General features: G+C 71.8%; 14 protein-coding genes, 1 tRNA gene and 1 other RNA gene. 7 read left to right on the top strand and 9 right to left on the bottom strand.

Annotation, left to right across the window (positions count from 1 at the left end; translation table 11 throughout):
- Nucleotides 1-360: 360 nt before the first annotated feature.
- Together CWS50_RS00895 and CWS50_RS00890 are read right to left on the bottom strand one after the other, a co-directional pair.
- A complete protein-coding gene (locus tag CWS50_RS00895; RefSeq protein ID WP_127841285.1) occupies nucleotides 361-762 on the bottom strand; it encodes a thioredoxin family protein in 402 nt (133 codons plus the stop codon).
- Nucleotides 763-848: 86 nt separating this feature from the next.
- Nucleotides 849-1,583, bottom strand: a complete 735-nt coding sequence (locus CWS50_RS00890; protein ID WP_127841284.1) for a TetR/AcrR family transcriptional regulator — start codon at nucleotides 1,581-1,583, stop codon at nucleotides 849-851.
- Nucleotides 1,584-1,673: 90 nt separating this feature from the next.
- Here CWS50_RS00890 and CWS50_RS00885 point away from each other — a divergent pair, with 90 nt between their 5' ends.
- Nucleotides 1,674-2,171, top strand: a complete 498-nt coding sequence (locus CWS50_RS00885; RefSeq protein WP_206610433.1) for a flavin reductase family protein — start codon at nucleotides 1,674-1,676, stop codon at nucleotides 2,169-2,171.
- A 26-nt stretch (nucleotides 2,172-2,197) separates the two neighbouring features.
- On the top strand, nucleotides 2,198-3,523 hold the full coding sequence (locus CWS50_RS00880; protein ID WP_127841283.1) for an NtaA/DmoA family FMN-dependent monooxygenase: 1,326 nt from the start codon (nucleotides 2,198-2,200) through the stop codon (nucleotides 3,521-3,523).
- A gap of 53 nt (nucleotides 3,524-3,576) precedes the next feature.
- On the opposite strand, the gene CWS50_RS00875 is transcribed toward CWS50_RS00880, so the two are convergent.
- Together CWS50_RS00875 and CWS50_RS00870 are read right to left on the bottom strand one after the other, a co-directional pair.
- Entirely contained in the window at nucleotides 3,577-4,665 is a 1,089-nt protein-coding gene (locus tag CWS50_RS00875) for an aspartate-semialdehyde dehydrogenase (protein WP_127841282.1), read from the bottom strand.
- Nucleotides 4,666-4,811: 146 nt separating this feature from the next.
- Nucleotides 4,812-6,317 (bottom strand): aspartate kinase, encoded by a 1,506-nt coding sequence (locus CWS50_RS00870; protein WP_127841281.1) that lies wholly within the window; start codon nucleotides 6,315-6,317, stop codon nucleotides 4,812-4,814.
- A gap of 242 nt (nucleotides 6,318-6,559) precedes the next feature.
- Between CWS50_RS00870 and CWS50_RS00865 the strand changes: the two genes are divergently transcribed.
- Both CWS50_RS00865 and CWS50_RS00860 read left to right on the top strand, forming a co-directional pair.
- Nucleotides 6,560-7,585 (top strand): ABC transporter ATP-binding protein, encoded by a 1,026-nt coding sequence (locus tag CWS50_RS00865; RefSeq protein WP_127841280.1) that lies wholly within the window; start codon nucleotides 6,560-6,562, stop codon nucleotides 7,583-7,585.
- On the top strand, nucleotides 7,582-8,652 hold the full coding sequence (locus CWS50_RS00860; RefSeq protein WP_127841279.1) for an ABC transporter permease: 1,071 nt from the start codon (nucleotides 7,582-7,584) through the stop codon (nucleotides 8,650-8,652). The genes CWS50_RS00865 and CWS50_RS00860 overlap by 4 nt, the downstream gene beginning before the upstream one ends.
- A 95-nt stretch (nucleotides 8,653-8,747) precedes the next feature.
- On the opposite strand, the gene bsh is transcribed toward CWS50_RS00860, so the two are convergent.
- The 4 genes from bsh to ffs all read right to left on the bottom strand — a co-directional run bounded on the left by bsh (nucleotide 8,748) and on the right by ffs (nucleotide 13,808).
- Nucleotides 8,748-9,725, bottom strand: a complete 978-nt coding sequence (bsh, locus tag CWS50_RS00855) for a choloylglycine hydrolase (protein ID WP_206610432.1) — start codon at nucleotides 9,723-9,725, stop codon at nucleotides 8,748-8,750.
- Nucleotides 9,726-10,049: 324 nt separating this feature from the next.
- Entirely contained in the window at nucleotides 10,050-10,658 is a 609-nt protein-coding gene (recR, locus tag CWS50_RS00850; RefSeq protein ID WP_127841278.1) for a recombination mediator RecR, read from the bottom strand.
- Between the two features lies 1 nt (nucleotide 10,659).
- Nucleotides 10,660-13,536, bottom strand: a complete 2,877-nt coding sequence (locus tag CWS50_RS00845; RefSeq protein WP_127841277.1) for a DNA polymerase III subunit gamma and tau — start codon at nucleotides 13,534-13,536, stop codon at nucleotides 10,660-10,662.
- 177 nt (nucleotides 13,537-13,713) lie between these two features.
- Nucleotides 13,714-13,808: signal recognition particle sRNA small type (gene ffs, locus CWS50_RS00840), an RNA gene on the bottom strand.
- A gap of 339 nt (nucleotides 13,809-14,147) precedes the next feature.
- Here ffs and CWS50_RS00835 point away from each other — a divergent pair.
- Both CWS50_RS00835 and CWS50_RS00830 read left to right on the top strand, forming a co-directional pair.
- Nucleotides 14,148-14,235: transfer RNA gene (locus CWS50_RS00835), tRNA-Ser, on the top strand.
- 425 nt (nucleotides 14,236-14,660) lie between these two features.
- Entirely contained in the window at nucleotides 14,661-15,656 is a 996-nt protein-coding gene (locus tag CWS50_RS00830) for a DNA cytosine methyltransferase (RefSeq protein WP_243118386.1), read from the top strand.
- A gap of 118 nt (nucleotides 15,657-15,774) precedes the next feature.
- Here the strand turns inward: CWS50_RS00830 and CWS50_RS13090 are convergent, their stop codons facing one another.
- Entirely contained in the window at nucleotides 15,775-16,053 is a 279-nt protein-coding gene (locus CWS50_RS13090; RefSeq protein ID WP_206610430.1) for a NaeI family type II restriction endonuclease, read from the bottom strand.
- 381 nt (nucleotides 16,054-16,434) lie between these two features.
- Here CWS50_RS13090 and CWS50_RS00820 point away from each other — a divergent pair, with 381 nt between their 5' ends.
- Nucleotides 16,435-17,844 (top strand): MalY/PatB family protein, encoded by a 1,410-nt coding sequence (locus CWS50_RS00820; protein WP_127841276.1) that lies wholly within the window; start codon nucleotides 16,435-16,437, stop codon nucleotides 17,842-17,844.
- The last annotated feature ends 4 nt before the right edge of the window (nucleotides 17,845-17,848 follow it).

The following is a 17,848-nucleotide window of genomic DNA, read 5'->3' as shown; positions in this document are numbered from 1 at the left end:
GCGCGCCGGGCGCCAGCCGCACGCGGGGATAAACCAGAACTTGCAATCTACTCAGCTGTCCCGAAAGTCAGGTGCGACATTCGCTCCACATTCTTCACCCCTGCTGCACATCTTCAGCTCCGCCCCTCCACCTGACTCAGCCCGGCACCCGCGCCACAACACCAACACGCCAGCACCCAACCCGCCGGGACCGTCCGAAGATGTGCAGCAGAGGGGGCAGGTGCGGCCAGACCAGCCCGGACACGACGCAGCGGCCGCTGCCGTCCGACGACATCGGCACGGCAGCGGCCGCTGCCGTCCGACGACATCGGCACGGCAGCGGCCGCTGCTACAGGTTCGGGGCTGTGCCCTAGACCTGGATCAGGCCTCCTGGGACGCCCTCACCCCCTCGCTGGCCTCAGACTTCTCAGCCTCAGCGATCTTGGCCTTGACCTCCTCCATGTCCAGCTCACGCACCTGGGTGATGAGAGCGTCCAGGGCGGAGGCGGGCAGGGCACCGGCCTCCCGGTAGACCAGCACGTCGTCACGGAAGACCATGAGAGTCGGGATAGAGGAGATCCCCAGGGCCGAGGCCAGCCCCTGCTCCGCCTCAGTGTCCACCTTGGCGAAGGTGATGTCCGGGTTGGCCTCCGAGGCCTTCTCGTAAACGGGGCCGAACCGCATGCACGGACCGCACCAGGACGCCCAGAAGTCCACCAGGGTGATGCCCTCACCGTGGATGGTGTCCTTGAAGTCAGCGCCGGTGATGTTCGTGGTAGCCATAGGAGAACCTTTCTGGTCGCGTTCCTCTGACTGGCGCAACATCACCTGCTGGCAGCCTATTCCACAGGCCCGGCGTCCCGACCTCGCTACCGGGCCTCCTGCCACCCCCGCCTCATGAGTGAGACGAGGCGATGCTGGGCCGCCGCCCCTTCTGCGGCCCTCCCGTTCCCGGAAGCCCTGCCACCCCCAGCGCCACGCCCCTGCCCGGCCGTGTCGCACCGCCCGACCGTCGCGTCACCGCGCGCAGCGCCGTCCTCGCCACTCTTCTGGGCGCCCTCCACCGCTCCGGCGACCCAGGCAGACGCCAGCGCAGCCTGGTAGAGCGTCGCCGCATCGACGTCGGCACGCGCCATGCCGTCACGCTGCGCCGCCTCCAGGAACCCTCTTGTCGTCTCGATAACCTCCTCGCAGGTGGGGGACAACGGGGACGAGCCGCTGACGTAGGCGTCCCGCAGCGGCCCCGGCAGACCGTCATAGGCGCGCATCCACTCCCCGACCGCCTCCAGCCACTGCTCCAGGGCCTCCCCGGAGGACCCGGCTGCGGCCTCAATCTCCTGGCGCCTGCGCGTCAGGTCGGTGAACCGGGCGCCCAGAACCTCGCTCAGCAGGTCCTGCCTGGTGGGAAAGTGGCGGTAGAGAGTCCCCGCCCCCACCCCGGCGCCCTTGGCGATGACGTCCATCGGGGCCTCAAGCCCCTCCCGGGCAAAGACCTGCTCGGCCACGGCAAGGATCTTCTCCCGGTTCCGCCGCGCGTCAGCACGCACGCGACGTCGCCCGCTCCCGGACACCGCGTGCGCACCCAGCCGGGCCGGATCAGACATGGATCACACTCCTGCTTCATTGATAAACGGAGAGTCTCTCCATATTGTTTGCTGCGGAGACACTCACCCATCGTAGGCGAACGGAGCCCCATGATGCCGCCACGTCCCGCCGCCCCCCTCACACCCCAGGCCCTGCGCCGGGCACTGTCCAGCTATCCCACCGGAATCGTGCTGGTCACCGCCCTGGACGACGACGGAGCCCCCGCCGGCATGCTGGCCAGCTCCTTTACCTCGGTGTCGCTGGAGCCACCGCTGGTGTCGGTCTCCTTCGCCCGGACCTCCACCACCTGGCCGCGCCTGCGCCAGGCCCCCCTCCTGCGCATCAGCGTCCTGGGTGCCGAGCACAGCGCGCTGGTGTCGCAACTGGCTGGCCCCAGCGCCCAACGGTTCACCGGGCTGGAGTGTGCGCTGCGTGACGACGACGCCTCCCTCTTGGGGTCTCCCGTCACCCTGAGCGTGGCACCGGAGAGGGTTATTGAGGCCGGGGACCACGACATCGCCCTCATGCGCGTCCTGGCGATCGACCAGGACGGGGACGTCGACCCCCTCATCTTCTACGCACGTGGGCTGCACCACCTGGCAGCCTGAACACCGACCCGCACCGCAGGAGCACCATGACCACGACCGCACGACAGATGATCCTCGGCATGCACCTGGGCACCGGCTACGGCTCCCAGGCCAACGCCTGGCGCGCCCCCGGCGTGGACCCAGCCGCCTACACCGACATTGAGGCACAGGTCCGCTACGCCCGGGCCGCAGAGCGCGGCACCATCGACTTCCTCTTCCTGCCGGACAACCTCGCGATCACACCCTCCATGGGCGAGGGCATCCCCCAGGCCACCATCGACCCGGTGGTCACGGTCGCGGCCTTGGCCCGAGAGACCTCACGAATCGGGTTCGTCGCCACTGGCACCACCACCTTCAACGAGCCCTACAACATCGCCCGCCAGTACAAGGCGCTTGACGTCACCACCCACGGCCGCTTCGGCTGGAACGCGGTGACCACCGCGGACCCGGCCGCCGCCGCCAACTTCGGGCAGACTATCGCCGAGCGCCCCGTGCGCTACGGCCGGGCGCACGAGGTGATCCAGGCCGTCCAGGCCCTGTGGGGCAGCTGGGGCGAGGAGGCCTGGACCCGGGACAAGGACTCCGGCCGCTTCGTCGACCTGGACCAGGTCCGCCCGGTCGGCCTGCGCGGGGAGCACGTTGCCTCGCAAGGGCCGCTTCCCATCCCGCCGTCTGAGCAGGGCCAGCCGGTCATCTTCTCCGCCGGGGGCGGGGAGTACGGCCTGACCATCGCCGGACGCTACGCCAGCGGGGTCATCGGGGCAGCCTTCACTGTCGAGGACGCCCGGGCACAGCGTCGGGCTGCCCGGCAGGCCGCGCACCAGTACGGTCGCAACCCTGACGAGGTCAAGTTCTTCGCCGGAGTCATGCCCCTGATCGGCAGCACCGTGGAGGAGGCGCTGGCCCGCAGGCGCCACCTGGACGAGGTCAGCGCCCCCCGCCGGGTCCCCTACCTGGGTGCCATGCTGGGGCTGCCCCTGGAGCCGGAGCAGGTTGACCGGCCCCTGACCGACGCCGAGCTGGCCGACGCCCGGCCCAGCGGCTTCGACCCGCGCTCCCAGCGTGCCCTGGCGGTGGCCCGGCAGGGCTGGACCATTCGGGACATCCTGGCCCACGGGATCATCGACTACCACCCGACCCCGGTCGGGCCACCCTCCGTGGTCGCCGACCACCTGCAGGAGTGGTTCGAGGCCGGAGCCTGCGACGGGTTCTGGGTGTCACCCGACGTCAACGAGGACGGGATCGACACCTTTGTCGACGAGGTGGTCCCGATCCTGCGTGAGCGCGGACTATTCCACGAGGAGTACCAGGGGACCACGCTGCGTGAGCACCTGGGGGCACCCGCCCAGTACGGCCTGGACCCGCGCGTCTGACAGGAGGCGCCCTAGTCCGGGGCGCCGCACGGAGCGGCTGAGGCCGGGCTCTCTCAGACCCTCATCTCGTCCACGACCAGCTCGGCGAGCTCGACGGCGTTAAGGGCGGCCCCCTTACGCAGGTTGTCACCCACGACAAACATCTGCAGGCCACGCCCCGGGGCGCAGGACTGGTCGGCGCGGATGCGTCCCACGAAGGTCCCGTCCCGGCCCGTCGCCCTCAGCGGGCTGGGTACGTCCTCGACGGTGACACCCGGGGCTGCCTCCAGCAGCTCGCGGGCACGCTGGGGCGTGATCTCACGCTCGAACTCGGCGGTCACGCTCAGCCCGTGTCCGCTGAGCACGGGGACGCGCACGCAGGTGCCCGCGACCAGCAGCTCGGGGATACCCAGGATCTTGCGGGACTCGTGGCGCAGCTTCTGCTCCTCGTCGGTCTCCCCGGAGCCGTCACCCGCGTCGTTGCCCGCCCACGCCACCGCGTTGAAGGCGATCGTGTCCACGTAGACCTCCGGGTCGGGGAGCTCCACGGCACCCCCGTCCAGAGCCAGGCCCTCCAGGTCCTGGCTGACGGCGGCGCGCACCTGGCTGGCCAGCTCGGCCACACCTGCCCGCCCCGAGCCGGAGACGGCCTGGTAGGTGGAGACCACCAGGCGGGTGAGCCCGGCCTCCTGGTGCAGGACCGCGAGCGCGGGCATGGCCGCCATGGTGGTGCAGTTAGGGTTGGCGATGATGCCCTTGGGCCGCTCCCCCAGGTCGTGGGGGTTGACCTCGCTGACGACGAGTGGCACCTGGGGATCACGCCGCCAGGCCGAGGAGTTGTCCACCACGACGGCGCCTGCGGCCGCGAAGCGCGGGGCGTGCTCACGCGAGGCAGCAGCACCTGCGGAGAAGATCGCCACGTCGATACCGCTGAGGTCAGCGGTGGCGACGTCCTCGACCTCCACCTGCGCGCCCCGGAAGCCCACGACCGTCCCGGCGGAACGGGCGGAGGAGAAGAAGCGCACGCCACGGGCCGGGAAGCCGCGCTCCTCCAGCATGGCGAGCATGACCCGCCCCACCTGGCCGGTGGCTCCGACCACGGCGAGGACGAGGCCGTCAGCCGGGCCGACGTAGGTGTTGACGGGACTGGTGGTGCTGGTCATGGGTGTGCTCCTGGGTGTGCTGGCTGGTGGTCACCGAGCGTAGCGGGGTGCGCCGTCGAGGCGATGGAGGCCGGGCACAGAGGCGGCGCAGAGGCCGGGCGCAGAGACTGGGTGCGGCGGTCTGCGTGCGGCAGGCAGGGTCCGCCTCACCGGCCGGTGCCCCCGTACACGACGGCCTCGGTGTCCTCGGCGTCCAGGCCGAAGGCGGAGTGGACGGCGCGCACGGCCTCGTCGAGGACGCCGTCATCCACCACGACTGACAGGCGGATCTCGGAGGTGGAGATCATGTGGATGTTGATGCCCGCCTCGCTGAGCGCGCTGAAGAACCGGGCTGAGACCCCCGGGTGGGAGCGCATGCCCGCTCCCACCAGGGAGAGCTTGCCGATCCTGGGGTCGAAGTGCAGGGACCTGAAGCCCAGCTCGGCCTGGGCGGCCTCCAGGGCCGCGCGCGCCGAGGCGGAGTCACCGTCGGGGCAGGTGAAAGAGATGTTGGTCAGCCCGGTGCCCTCGGCGGAGACGTCCTGGACGATCATGTCGATGTTGGTGCCTGCGCCGGCGACGATGGCGAAGATGCGGGCGGCCGCGCCGGGGACGTCGGGCACACCCACCAGGGTGATCTTGTCCTGGCTGCGGTCGTGGGCGATACCGGAGATGACGGGGGCTTCCACGGGGTCCTCCTTGGCGGACGGGCGGGGGCGGGCCTGTGCCCTGGTGGCGATGGCGTGGCGGTGGGCGGTGTCGACGACGTCAGCGGTGGGGGCCTCGTCCAGGACCGGGCGGCCGGAGCGGGTAGCCGGGACAGGGCCGCCAGCGGCTGAGCCTGCTGCTAGAGCCGTCGAGTCCGCCGGAGCCGCTGCGTCTGCAGCCACGACGTCGTCGAGCCCGGCGGCGACCATGGGAGGCACAAAGACGTCGCGGCGGGTGCCGTCGTAGATCCAGGTGCCGGTCCTGTCCGAGAAGGAGGAGCGCACGTGAAGGGGCACCCCGAAGCGGCGGGCGTACTCCACGGCCCGCAGGTGGAGGATCTTGGCGCCGTGGGCGGCCAGCTCCAGGGTCTCCTCGCTGGACAGCGCCTCGATGCGCCTGGCTGTGGGCACGATGCGCGGGTCGGCGGTGAACAGGCCGTCCACGTCGGTGTAGATCTCGCACACGTCGGCGTTGAGGGCTGCCGCCAGGGCCACGGCCGTGGTGTCGGAGCCACCACGGCCCAGGGTGGTGACGTCCTCGACCTCGTTGATCCCCTGGAAGCCCGCCACGATGGCCACGGCGCCGGCCTGGACCGCACGGGCGACACGCTCGGGCAGGACGCCCACGATCGAGGCCCGGCCGTACCTGGAGTCGGTGAGGACCCCAGCCTGGGCGCCGGTGTAGGCCTGGGCGGGCACGCCCAGCTCCCCCACCGCCATGGCCAGCAGGGCCATGGAGATACGCTCGCCCGCGCTGAGCAGGATGTCCATCTCACGGGCCGAGGGGCTCGTGGTCAGGGCACCGGCCATGTCGAGCAGCTCGTCGGTGGTGTCACCCATGGCAGAGACCACGACGACGACGGTGTTCCCTGCCTCACGCGTGGCGACCACGCGCCTGGCGACACGGCGCATCGCCTCAATGTCGCTGACGGACGATCCGCCGTACTTCTGGACGACCAGTGCCATGCTGGGCTGCTCCTCGGGTCCGGTACCACCTGCGCTGCCGCGTCGCGGCGGGCGCGGCAGCCACGACGGGAGGCCCCTGGACGTCCGGGGACAGCCGAGAGTGTCCGAGGACGGCCGGGAGCGTGAGGGCTCTCGCAGGACCCTCGCCGCAGACGGCGCCCACAGCGGCGTGGCTGGGCACAGCCTACGTCGCCTCCGTTACGCCCGGGTGTCGGCAGGGCCGCCAACCATATGATGAGTCCATGAGTATCCAGGCCTCCGGGGTCACCCGCTCCTTCGATTCCGTGCCTGCGGTGAGCCAGCTGAGCATATCGGTGCCCAGCGGCAGCGTCACGGGGCTGGTGGGGCCCAACGGCGCAGGCAAGACCACGCTCCTGCTCATGCTGGCCGCCCTGCTGAGGCCGGACTCCGGGTCGATCAGAGTCGCCGGGCTGGACCCCGTCACCCAGCCTCGGCAGGTGCACCAGGCCGTGGGGTGGATGCCCGACACCTTCGGCACCTGGGACTCCCTGACCTGTAGCGAGATCCTCCTGACCTTCGCGGCCGCCCAGGGCCTGGACCCGCGCACCGCCCGGGACCGGGCCGACCAGATGCTCTCCCTGGTCTACCTCTCCGACATGGCCCGCACCCCCGCGCGGGTCCTCTCCCTGGGGCAGAGGCAACGCCTGGGCCTGGCGCGTGCCCTCGTCCACAGCCCCCGGGTGCTGCTGCTCGACGAGCCCGCCTCGGGAATGGACCCCCGCTCCCGGGCCGACCTGCGTACCCTGCTGCGCGACCTCGCCTCCCAGGGCGTCACCGTCCTGGTCTCCAGCCACGTCCTCTCAGAACTGGAGGAGGTGGTTGACGGCGTCATCTTCATGGCGCACGGCTCCGCCCTGGCCCCGCCCTCCCCGACAGGCCCACCGGGAGCCTCACCAGGGTCCCCTCCGGGAGCCCCGGCCGGGACCTCGGCGGCGGGTCCCGGGGCCAGCAGCCCACCACCCCGGGAGGCCGGAGCACAGGAGCCCACTGTCGTCCCCGCGCCGCTGGAGCGGACCTGGCGGATGCGGGCGCTCAACACCCTCGCGCTGGCGCGCTGGGCGCAGGAGTCCCTCCCGCAGGCGCGGACCACCCCGGAGGGGTCCCTGCGCCTGGCCGTGGCCGACGACGCGGCGGCGGCCCGCCTCCTGCGCAGCGCCCTGGAGGCCGGGGTCGAGGTGGTGTCCTTCGCCCCCGCCGGGGGCGGGCTGGAGGAGGCCTACCTCAGTCTGGAGGAGGAGCGCCGATGAGCTGGTCAGGACTGCGCACCATCGTCGTGCTGGAGCTCAGGCAGCGGGTCCGGGCCACCCGCTGGCAGGTGATGCTGGCGGCCTGGGGCACGGTGCTGCTCGTCATGGTCCTGGGGCTGGGCAGCGCGGCGGCAGCCTCCGGGACGGGCCTGGCGGGGGTGGCCCCGCTCCTCTACGACACGGTGCTGTGCTTCGTCCTGGGTGTGGGGCTGATCGTGGCCCCGGCGCTGTCGGCCACCTCCGTCAACGGCGACCGGGCTGACGCCACCCTGGCCCTGGTCCAGGCCACAGCGCTGCGCAGCCGGGAGATCGCGGTAGGCAAGCTCGTGGCCGCCTGGTTGGCGGCCATAGCCTTCCTGGCGGTGGCGCTTCCGTTCCTGGTGGTCCTGGCTGGCCTGGGAGGGGCGGCCTGGCAGGTCCTCCTGGGACACCTCCTGGTGCTGGTGGTCACGCTGGGGGCTGTCTGCGGGATCGGCCTGGGCTTCTCCAGCCTGGCCGCACGGACCTCCGCCTCCGCCGTCCTCACCTACCTGGCGGTGGCCACGCTGGTCGTGGGCACCCCTATCGTGCTGACGGCGTCCTCTGCCGCCGTCCGGGACGACCAGACCGTGATCCACCACCGGATCGACTACGACGCCTCCACAGCCACCCAGACCGTGTGCGCCGCCGAGCCCAGCGTCCGTACCGACACGATCTTCCGCACGGAGCGGATCTGGTGGATGGTGGCACCCAACCCCTTCGCCGCCCTCAGCGACGTCTCTGCCCGGGAGGGCCGCATCAGGGACCGCAGCCAGGAGACCCCGCTGGCGGAGCTGGGTCAGGCAGTGAACCGGATGCGTGTCCCCGCGCCCTCACAGGTGGTCTACGACGACTGCTCCTCACCCTCCGACCCCGCCCCAGCCAGCACTGGCCGCGCCAGGACCGGTGACGCCGCCTCAGGCCTGCAGCCCTTCTGGCCGACCACGCTGCTGGTCCTCCTGGTGCTGGGCTGCGGGGCGACGGAGACGGCCTCCCGCGAGCTTGCTGTCCCCGCAGGGCACCTTGCCCGCGGCATCCGTATGGCCTGAGACGCGTCGGGCCGTGGAGCTACGCCCCGGGGCTCCTGCCACCCCAGCAGCCAGGTCCGGCCCTGTCAGCCCAGTCCCAGCCGGTCCAGCCCCTGTCAGCAGAGCTTCCTGACAGCCGGCTCCTCGACCTGGACCAGCTCCGTGCCGGTGAGGTCGTAGTCACCCATGGCCACCGCGCGCACCGCTGGGTCCTCGTAGGTGGAGTAGTAGTAGGTGCTCGTGCGTGAGGAGAAGCCGCCGGTGTAGACGGTGACCTCATAGCTGCCGTCGCCCATGCGCGCCGCGCCGTCGATCATGGCGACCCCGGCCAGCGAGTGGAACAGGCGGCTGACATTGTCCTCCTCCGTGCTCTTGGTCGGGTAGTGGGAGTTCAGGTAGGCCGCGCGCACGAACCGGGAGGGCGAGTAGTAGTCGCCCGGGAGCCCGCGCATGCCACCGCCCGAGCCGTAGGGCTCCAGCCGGGACCTCCCCCACGTCACGGGGGCGGGCACGTCGCTGGCCACGGTGAGGTAGCTGCGGAGGTTCTCGGCGTGGTAGGCGAACCCGGGCTGGTTCGCCAGCACGTCGACGTCGTCGTGGAACACCTGGAGGCCCTCGGCGGTGTGCTCGACCACGATGGAGCGGGTGGCGTCACCGATGATCCAGTGCAGCAGCGAGGACGGAAGCTGGTCGTTGACCGGGCGGTCCACCACCACCGTGCTTGTCAGGGCCTCCTCAACCTCGTCGACCGAGGCGAAACCCGCAGCCACCCACAGCGGGAACTCGTAGGCAGCGACACTGGTCATGCCGTCGACAGGACCAGTGGCGTACTGCGCGTAGCCGGGGAAGTTCAGTCCCGCGACCGCCAGCCCCTGGTCGTTGGCGGCGTCGAAGTAGAGCGGGGTGTCGTCAACGACAATACCCATGCCGACCACCGGGTACCTGACCTCCGGCAGGGCGCCGTAGGGCGAGGCGACCCGGTAGCCGGTGGGCGTGATGACAACTCGCTGCCCGTAGCCGCAGCTCCAGTCCAGGTTGCGTCCAAAGTACATGTGCCCCTGAGCGTCAGAGAAGCGCAGCCCTGTGCACATCATTCCTCCTTGTCCCCAGGTGGGACATCGTCCCGTGGATATATGGGACGGACCGTACACCCGCCTCTCCACCGAGGCGCTGCTCACGGCACGACGTCAGCAGACTGAGACACAAGCACCGCCAAGATCATGATCAGGACCACGATCAAGATCACGGTGCCGCCCGCCCTACCACGCTGCACATCTTCAGAGCGGACAAATACTGCCTCACGTCTGGGAACCGCGAGATGCCAGTGCTCAGGCAGGGACAGACGCACACAACCCCGTCCAAGATGTGCAGCTGCTCGAGGCTGGCCCTGGAGCCGCACGGCGCACCCGGGACGGGTGCTACTCCTCCACGCGGCGGCGCCCCTCGAAGGCCCGGCCCAGGGTGACCTCGTCGGCGTACTCCAGGTCGCTGCCCACCGGCAGTCCTGAGGCCAGACGGGACACGGGCACGGACATCGTGTGCAGCATGCGGGTCAGGTAGGCGGCCGTCGCCTCCCCCACAACGTCAGGGTCCGTGGCCAGGATGACCTCCTCGACCTGCCCGTCGCCCAGCCGGGTGAAAAGCTCGCGCACGCGCAGGTCGTCAGGCCCCACCCCGTTGATCGGGTCGATGGCCCCGCCCAGGACGTGGTACAGCCCCCGGTACTCCCGGGTGCGCTCGATCGCGACCACGTCCTTGGGCTCCTCCACCACGCAGATGACCCGCAGGTCACGCCTGGGGTCGCGGCAGACGGCGCACTGGGCCTCCTCAGCGATGTTGCCGCAGGTCTCGCAGAAGCGCACGCGGGCCTTGACCGCGCGCAGCGCCTCAATAAGGCGCTCCACGGCCGCAGTGTCCGCCGACAGGACGTGGAAGGCCATGCGCTGGGCGGACTTCGGCCCCACCCCAGGCAGCTCTCCCAGCTCGTCAATCAGGTCCTGGACGGCACCCTCGTAGACAGCAGGCATCTCAGTACCCCTCCTGGGTCACGGTGACCTCCTCGATGACGGTGGCCCCCAGGACCCGCTTGACGACCTCCAGGCCGACCACGCCAGCGTCCTCGGCGTCCTCGTCATCCTCACTGGGGGTGTCCTCCGCCAGGGCGGAGTGGTCGTCGTGCTCCTGGGCGGCTGCGCGCGCGGCCGCCATGGCGGCCGCCAGCCTGGATCCTGCGGCACCAGAGGGCGCCCACGTAGCGCCGCCCCCGTCGTGCTCGGCGACTGCACCCTCGGCACCGGGTCCCTCCGGGTCCCCGGGCTCCTCGGGCAGGGGGACCCCGTCAGAGAAGGTCTGCGCCGGCTGCGCAGGCCCGTCCCAGGTGACCGGGGCCAGCCCTGGCGAGGTCGTCGCCTGGGCGTCGTGCGTCGGCCCCTCCCAGGTAACAGGAGCCAGCCCCAGTGGGCGGGAGGGTCTCCCGCCCCCCTGGTCGGAGACCTCAGCACTGGTCGCAGACGTTCCAGGACCTGACGGGCCGGGGCTGGCGGCAGCAGGCAGGTCCGGCAGGGCGTGCAGGCGACGGACCGGAGCCAGGGGAGGCTCCTGGGGGGAGGCTGAGGACGTCGAGGATGCCGGGGACGCGGAGGCTGAGGGCGGCGGAGACAGTGGTGAGGAGACCGGTGGTGAGGAGACCGGTGGAGGCGAGCCCTCGCCCGCAGGGACCTCAGAGACGGGCTGACGCCTGCTCACCGTCGGCTCTGGGACCGGGTGCACGGCACCTCCGCCTCCTGGAACGGCCACCGGCCCCCAGCCGTCGTCAGGGTCCGGCACCGAGGCCCCTGGTCCAGGGGTCCACACGCCTGCGGAACCGGCGTAGGCCTCGCCCCGGGTCCCCTCACCGGCAGGGGCGGGCTCCTCCCGGGCGCCGTCGGCGGCTGCCGTCGCGTCCCGACCCGGCCCAGAGGGCTCCGGGAGCCAGTCAGGCGGCTCCTCCGGCGGAGGGGGAGGCTCCTGCCCTTCCTGGACCCCCTGAGTCCCCCGGTCAGCAGCCTGGGGCGCTCCCTGGTCACGGCTGGTCCCGGAACTGGTGGCACCGGTCTGAGAACGGTCCCAGGCGACCGGAGCGCCACCACCTGCACCGGCCGGCGGGCCGCCCGGACCAGCCTGGGGGCCACCCGCACCAGCCTGGGAGCCGCCCGGACCAGCCTGGGCGCCGTTCCAGTCCCTGCTCCGGGAACTGCCGCCAGGCCCGCCGCCCCCCGGGCCGTCACCGCCGACGAGGACCGCGTGCACATCAACCTGGAGCCCAAGGGCCTGGTGGATCGCGGCGGACACGACCGGGCCGTGACCCCCGTTCTCGAAGGCCCCAACCAGCCCCGGAGCGGTAAACAGCAGGGTAAGGACCCCTTCCCGCAGGGACCCCGGCTGGGAGTTCGGCCCCACCAGCGCCCAGGTCGCACGCCGGGCGCGCTTGGCCGCCTCCAGGACCTCCTCCCAGCGGGTGCGGATCATCTCCGCCTCCGCCGCTCCCGTCAGTCCTTGACCATCATCAGGACGGGGCGACGAGGGCTGGGCCGAGGGCGGGGAGGGCCGGGGCGACGGCTGTGGCGTCGTAGCGGTCTGCCCGGGCTGTTGCGCCGGAGGTGCCGGCTCCGCAGGCGCCGTCGGCCCCGAGGCTGGTGGTGGGGCTGCCGAGGCAGGGGGGACCGGGGACGCCGTCGGCGCCGAAGCACCCGGTGCGGACGTCGGCAGGGGGTGGCCCACGGCGGGAGCCTGGCCGCCATCGGCAGGGGCCTGAGCCCCGGGAACGGCCCCGGGCAGGAGGAGACGGGCCATGAGCAGCTCTAGCTGCAGCCGCGGCGAGGTGGCCCCCACCATGGACCCCAGGGCTTGCGCCGTGGTGTCCGCAGCGCGCGAGAGCACCGAGGCCCCCAGCGTGCGCGCCTGGACCTCCATGCGTGCCAGCTGGTCGGAGGGGAGGGAGCCGAGGGCGGGCCCGGCCTCCGACCCGGCCAGCGCGATGACGAGCAGGTCACGCAGGCGCTGGAGCAGGTCCTCCACGAACCGGCGGGGGTCGTGCCCGGAGGTCACCACCCGCTCCACCACCCGGAAGACGCCGCTGCCGTCGGCTGCGGCCACGGCATCCACGCACTGGTCCAGCAGCGTGGTGTCGGTGTAGCCCAGGAGGGCCACAGCCCGCTGGTAGTCCACGCTCCCGTCAACCGCGCCGCCGATGAGCTGGTCCATGACCGACAGGGTGTCGCGCACAGAGCCGCCGCCAGCACGTACCACCAGGGGAAAGACGCCCGGCCCCACCGAGACCCCTTCGGCACCGCACAGCTGGCCCAGGTAGCCCTCCAGGACGTCGGGCGGCACCAGCCGGAAGGGGTAGTGGTGGGTGCGGGAACGGATCGTGCCGATGACCTTGTCCGGCTCGGTGGTGGCGAAGATGAACTTCACGTGGGCCGGGGGCTCCTCCACCAGCTTGAGCAGGGCGTTGAACCCCTGGGCGGTCACCATGTGGGCCTCGTCAAGGATGAAGACCTTGTAGCGGTCCCGGGCCGGGGCGAAGGCGGCCCGCTCACGCAGGTCCCGGGCGTCGTCGACGCCGTTGTGGCTGGCAGCGTCGATCTCGACGACGTCCAGACTGCCCGGGCCGCCGGTAGCCAGGTCCCGGCAGGAGGGGCACACCCCGCAGGGGGCGTCGGTCGGGGCCTGCTCGCAGTTGAGGCACCGGGCCAGGATGCGGGCCGAGGTCGTCTTGCCGCAGCCGCGGGGGCCGGAGAACAGGTAGGCGTGGGTGACGCGGTCCGCGCGCAACGCCGCCATGAGCGGGGCGGTCACGTGGTCCTGCCCGATGACGTCCTGGAAGGTGTCGGGGCGGTAGCGGCGGTACAGGGCGGTGGTCACGCTCCGACTCTAGACGGCCTGGCTGAGCCTGTGCGAGGTACGACGGGCCGGGGCGCCCGAGGAGCCTCGGGCGCCGAGGGCCTGAGCCCGGCGGTGCCCGTGGGGCAGTCCAGAGGCACCCCGGGGGTGCCTCTGGGGTAGCACGGCCTACGACGGTCCCAGGCTGCGGAGGCCGCACGTCAGGACCCCCCGTGCACCCGCCAGAGCCTCCTTACCCTTGCTACCTTCCGGTCCTGGGGGATTCGCAGGATGGCGCCGCACGAGGGGCCGGGTGGCAGCATAGCGGATCCGTGCCGCCGTCGCACCCGGGGATCGCCGCCGGGAGCTTTACGCCACCGGGGTACGTCGTGCGACCGCCGGGCGGTCGTAAGACGTACCCCGGCCTCGCAAACCAGGGAGTCAGGGAGGGGTACCAGGGAGTCAGGGGGGACGGACAGGGGGAGGGGATCGCGCTCCGGAGAGGCCCCGCGAGCCACCACGAGGACGGCGGCCCCGTGACCGATCGCACGCGCAGCCGGTCGCACGCAACTGGCAGGGGCTGCCGGAGCTCGGCTATGCTCACGTTCCATCGCGCGGCGCGCCCGTGAGTAGCGGGAGCGTCCGTGAGACCTGGAGGATTCGCCTAGTGGCCTATGGCGCACGCTTGGAAAGCGTGTTGGGTGCAAGCCCTCGGGGGTTCGAATCCCCCATCCTCCGCCACTCGTGAGAGCCCCCTCCCTCAGAAGCCCTCGTCGGCCCTGCCGACGGGGGCTTGCCTGTGCCTGCCCCGCGCCGCGTCTGACCTGCGCCGAGTCCGCGTGATGTACCAAATCCTCATAGGACGACTGGCACGTCAGTCACTTATGAGGATTCGGTACCCCTGTGAGGAATCCGTCCACTGTGAGGACTCGGTACATCGGCGGAGGGAGCGGCTGCACGCCGGGAGCGGGAGGCGGCCTACACAGGCTCCCGGCTGTACCCGGTGGCGCGGTTCCCGGGCGCGGGATGGTGTCGCAGGCTGGTGGCACCATGCTCTCAGCTCCCAGCACCCGGCGGGGGCACGCTCCACGGAGGAGCCGCCCACGACGGCGCTCCACCCCCCAGCGGGGGCTACGCGGGGCCTAGGCAATGAGAGGATAGGGCGCGTGCGACGTAACCCCGGGCTGAGTGTGCTGGAGATCTGTGCGGGTGCGGGCGGCCAGTCCTCCGGGCTGGAGGCGGCCGGGTTCAGCCACCGCCTGGCCGTGGAGATCGACCGGGACGCGGCTGCGACGCTGCGGCTCAACCGCCCCTCCTGGCACGTCCACGAGGGGGACGTGCGCGACATCACCGGGCGTGACTACAGGGGCGTCGACCTCCTGGCCGGCGGGGTACCCTGCCCGCCGTTCTCCATCGCCGGCAGGCAGCTGGGCGCCGACGACGAGCGAGACCTCTTCCCGGAGGCGATCCGCCTGGTCCGTGAGGCCCGTCCCGCCGCAGTCATGCTGGAGAACGTCAAGGGGCTCGCCTCCGCACGCTTCGCCCCCTACCGGCACTCGGTCCTTGCTGCCCTCGACGCCATGGGCTACGACGCCGACTGGCAGCTGCTCAACTCCAGCGAGTTCGGCGTCCCCCAGCTGCGGCCCCGGTTCATCCTCGTGGCGATGAGGCGTCACAGCCGCCGTCGGTTTGAGTGGCCGCGCGCCCACGGCACTCCGTCCACGGTCGGTGAGGTGCTCGGCCCGCTCATGGGCTCCCGCGGGTGGCGGGGAGCTGAGGCCTGGGCCAGGAGGGCCAACAGCATCGCGCCGACGCTGGTCGGAGGCTCCAAGAAGCACGGTGGGGCCGACCTGGGACCCACACGGGCAAAGCAGGCCTGGCTGGCACTTGGTGTCGACGGCAAGGGGATCGCCGACTCCGCACCTCCAGCAGACGCCCCGGTGGACCACCTGCCCAGGCTCACCAACCAGATGGCCGCTCGGCTCCAGGGCTTTGACCCGGCATGGGTGTTCGCCGGGCGCAAGACCTCGGTCTACCGTCAGATCGGGAACGCCTTCCCCCCGCCTGCTGCCGAGGCGATCGCCAGGTCAGTTGCCGAGGCTCTGGGGGCTGTGCCCAGCCGGGGCACAGATACAGGCGGGCGGTTGCGGGCAGTCAGCTAGGTCCAGTTCACGCCGTCCCTGCCCTCGCCCTCACCGGCCAGGCAGTTGTGGGGCGGGTGACACCACGACCTCAGCCGGTGAGGCACGACGCCACCAGGAGCCACTGATCTCCACGCCGTCAGAGGCTGCTGAAGTCCAGCACGCTACCGTCGGCAAGTAAGAGCTCGCGCTGGAGGTTGATCTTGATGAGCGTGCCGAAGTGCGTCTTCTCCGTCTTGAACAGCTGGTCCAGGCTGTAGCGCCCTGTGTGCTGGCCGTCGTAGAGCTGGTCAAAGGTCGCCCGGAACACGCGCGCCATCCTCGAGCCGTCGGGGTCGAGCCGGGCCAGCTCTGCCACCACAGCAGCAGCCCCGGGGTCGGGGGCAGGAGCCGACTCGGGGAGGACGGGCACGGTCACAGCTTCACCATAGCGTCCACGCAGCAGCACGGCCGCCGTCCCTGTGCCGGCGCCGCCCCACGCACCCTGAGATGACGGCAGGCCGGCACCCGCGCTAGACTGCGCACCATGACGACCTCGACGCCTCAGGCCCGCACGATGACAGTGCGTCCCCTCAGCGCGGGTCGAATGCGCATGCGCTGACAGCGCCAGCCGTCGCTGTCCGTCCACGTAACGGCCAGAGTCCGGGCGGCGCCCTTGCCCCGCCCGTCGTACTCCGCGGAGGAGCCCCGTGCGCTCCGTGTTCATCTCCTGCCCGCCCTCTCACGCCCAGCCACCCGCCGCCCGCAGACTCACGCAGCCGCGTGCGCCGTCGGAGGTGGCTCGACCCAGGACGCACGCATGCCACTGACCACACCACCGACCACCGCCGCCCAGCCCGTTACTCACCCCGTCATCCGCACCGTCACCCACACCGTCACGCAGCCCACCACCCCGACCATCCCGTCTCTGGGCCTCAGGCCGGGGCGGGGACACCCCAGTCGGCACGAGCCCGGGGGCGGTCACCAGCCTCCTACGGCGATCACACCGCCCGTCGACTTCGACCTGGTCCGCGACCGCCGTGGCACGGCCAGCCTGAAGTGGGACTTCGCCTCCCAGCGCGGCCGCCCCGAGGGCGCCCTGCCCCTGTGGGTGGCTGACATGGACCACGCCACCGCGCCCTCGGTCGTCAGCGCGCTGCTGTGGCGCACCCGCCACGGCGTCTTCGGCTACTCCGAGCCTGACGCCGCCTACCACGCAGCCCTGACCGGCTGGATGGCCCGCCGCTACGGCTGGAGGGTGGAGTCCTCCTGGAACACGGTGACACCCGGGGTGGTCCCCGCCCTGGCCCTGGCGGTGCGGGCCTGTACCGCCCCCGGTGAGGCGGTCGTCATCGAGGAGCCCGTCTACTACCCCTTCCGGGAGGTGGTGGAGGCCAACGGCCGGGTGGTGGCCAGCGTGCCGCTGGTCCAGGACGCCCGGGGCCGCTACCAGCGCGACCTGGCCGCCCTGGAGGCCACGCTGCGCTCCTCGGGCGCCCGCCTGATGATCCTGTGCAACCCGCACAACCCGGTGGGCCGGGTGTGGACCCGCCCCGAGCTGGAGGCCCTGGCGGCCCTGGCCCACCGCTACGACCTCACCGTCGTCTCCGACGAGGTGCACGCCGACCTGGCCCTGCCGGGCCACACCACCACCCCCTTCGCCTCCCTGGACGAGGAGACCTCGGCCCGGACACTGACCTGCACGTCCCCGTCGAAGTCCTTCAACCTGGCCGGGCTGCAGGTGGCCAACATCCTGGTGAGCAGCCCCCTGCTGCGGGCCGCCTTCCGGCGCGAGCTGGCCGCGACCGGCTACTCCCAGCCCAACGCCCTGGGGCTGGTGGCCTGCCGGGCCGCCTACGAGTCGGGGGAAGCCTGGCTGGACTCCCTGCGGGACCATGTCCAGTCGGCACGTGAGCACGTGGCGCAGCGCCTGGAGGCCGTGCCCGGGGTGAGCCTGTGCCCGGCGGAGGGCACCTACCTGCTGTGGCTGGACTGCCGTGACCTGCTGGGGCGCACGGGGCTGGGCACCGGTGACCTGGACGCTGTCATGACCCACCGGGCCGGGCTGTGGCTGGACGACGGCCGCATGTTCGGCACCGGCGGGGAGGGGTTCACCCGGCTCAACGTGGCCTGCCCGCGCGTCACCCTCGACGACGCCCTGGACCGCCTGGAGGCGGCGGTGTCCGCCCTGCTGGCCGGGGCCGACCACGGCAGGCGGCTGTCCGCCTAGCCCT

It is taken from the genome of Actinomyces wuliandei (genome assembly GCF_004010955.1).
In the GTDB taxonomy this organism is placed as follows: domain Bacteria; phylum Actinomycetota; class Actinomycetes; order Actinomycetales; family Actinomycetaceae; genus Actinomyces; species Actinomyces wuliandei.
The sequence above is the reverse complement of the archived record's forward strand: the minus strand, read 5'-3'. Positions and strand labels throughout refer to the sequence as shown.

Bases quoted from the DNA above. Each gene is read 5' to 3' on its own strand.
- CWS50_RS00890 (WP_127841284.1), bottom strand. From the start codon at position 1,583: ATGTCTGATCCGGCCCGGCTGGGTGCGCACGCGGTGTCCGGGAGCGGG.
- CWS50_RS00895 (WP_127841285.1), bottom strand. From the start codon at position 762: ATGGCTACCACGAACATCACCGGCGCTGACTTCAAGGACACCATCCAC.
- CWS50_RS00875 (WP_127841282.1), bottom strand. From the start codon at position 4,665: ATGACCAGCACCACCAGTCCCGTCAACACCTACGTCGGCCCGGCTGAC.
- CWS50_RS00885 (WP_206610433.1), top strand. From the start codon at position 1,674: ATGATGCCGCCACGTCCCGCCGCCCCCCTCACACCCCAGGCCCTGCGC.
- recR (WP_127841278.1), bottom strand. From the start codon at position 10,658: ATGCCTGCTGTCTACGAGGGTGCCGTCCAGGACCTGATTGACGAGCTG.
- CWS50_RS00820 (WP_127841276.1), top strand. From the start codon at position 16,435: ATGCCACTGACCACACCACCGACCACCGCCGCCCAGCCCGTTACTCAC.
- CWS50_RS00860 (WP_127841279.1), top strand. From the start codon at position 7,582: ATGAGCTGGTCAGGACTGCGCACCATCGTCGTGCTGGAGCTCAGGCAG.
- CWS50_RS00870 (WP_127841281.1), bottom strand. From the start codon at position 6,317: ATGGCACTGGTCGTCCAGAAGTACGGCGGATCGTCCGTCAGCGACATT.
- CWS50_RS00880 (WP_127841283.1), top strand. From the start codon at position 2,198: ATGACCACGACCGCACGACAGATGATCCTCGGCATGCACCTGGGCACC.
- bsh (WP_206610432.1), bottom strand. From the start codon at position 9,725: ATGATGTGCACAGGGCTGCGCTTCTCTGACGCTCAGGGGCACATGTAC.
- CWS50_RS00865 (WP_127841280.1), top strand. From the start codon at position 6,560: ATGAGTATCCAGGCCTCCGGGGTCACCCGCTCCTTCGATTCCGTGCCT.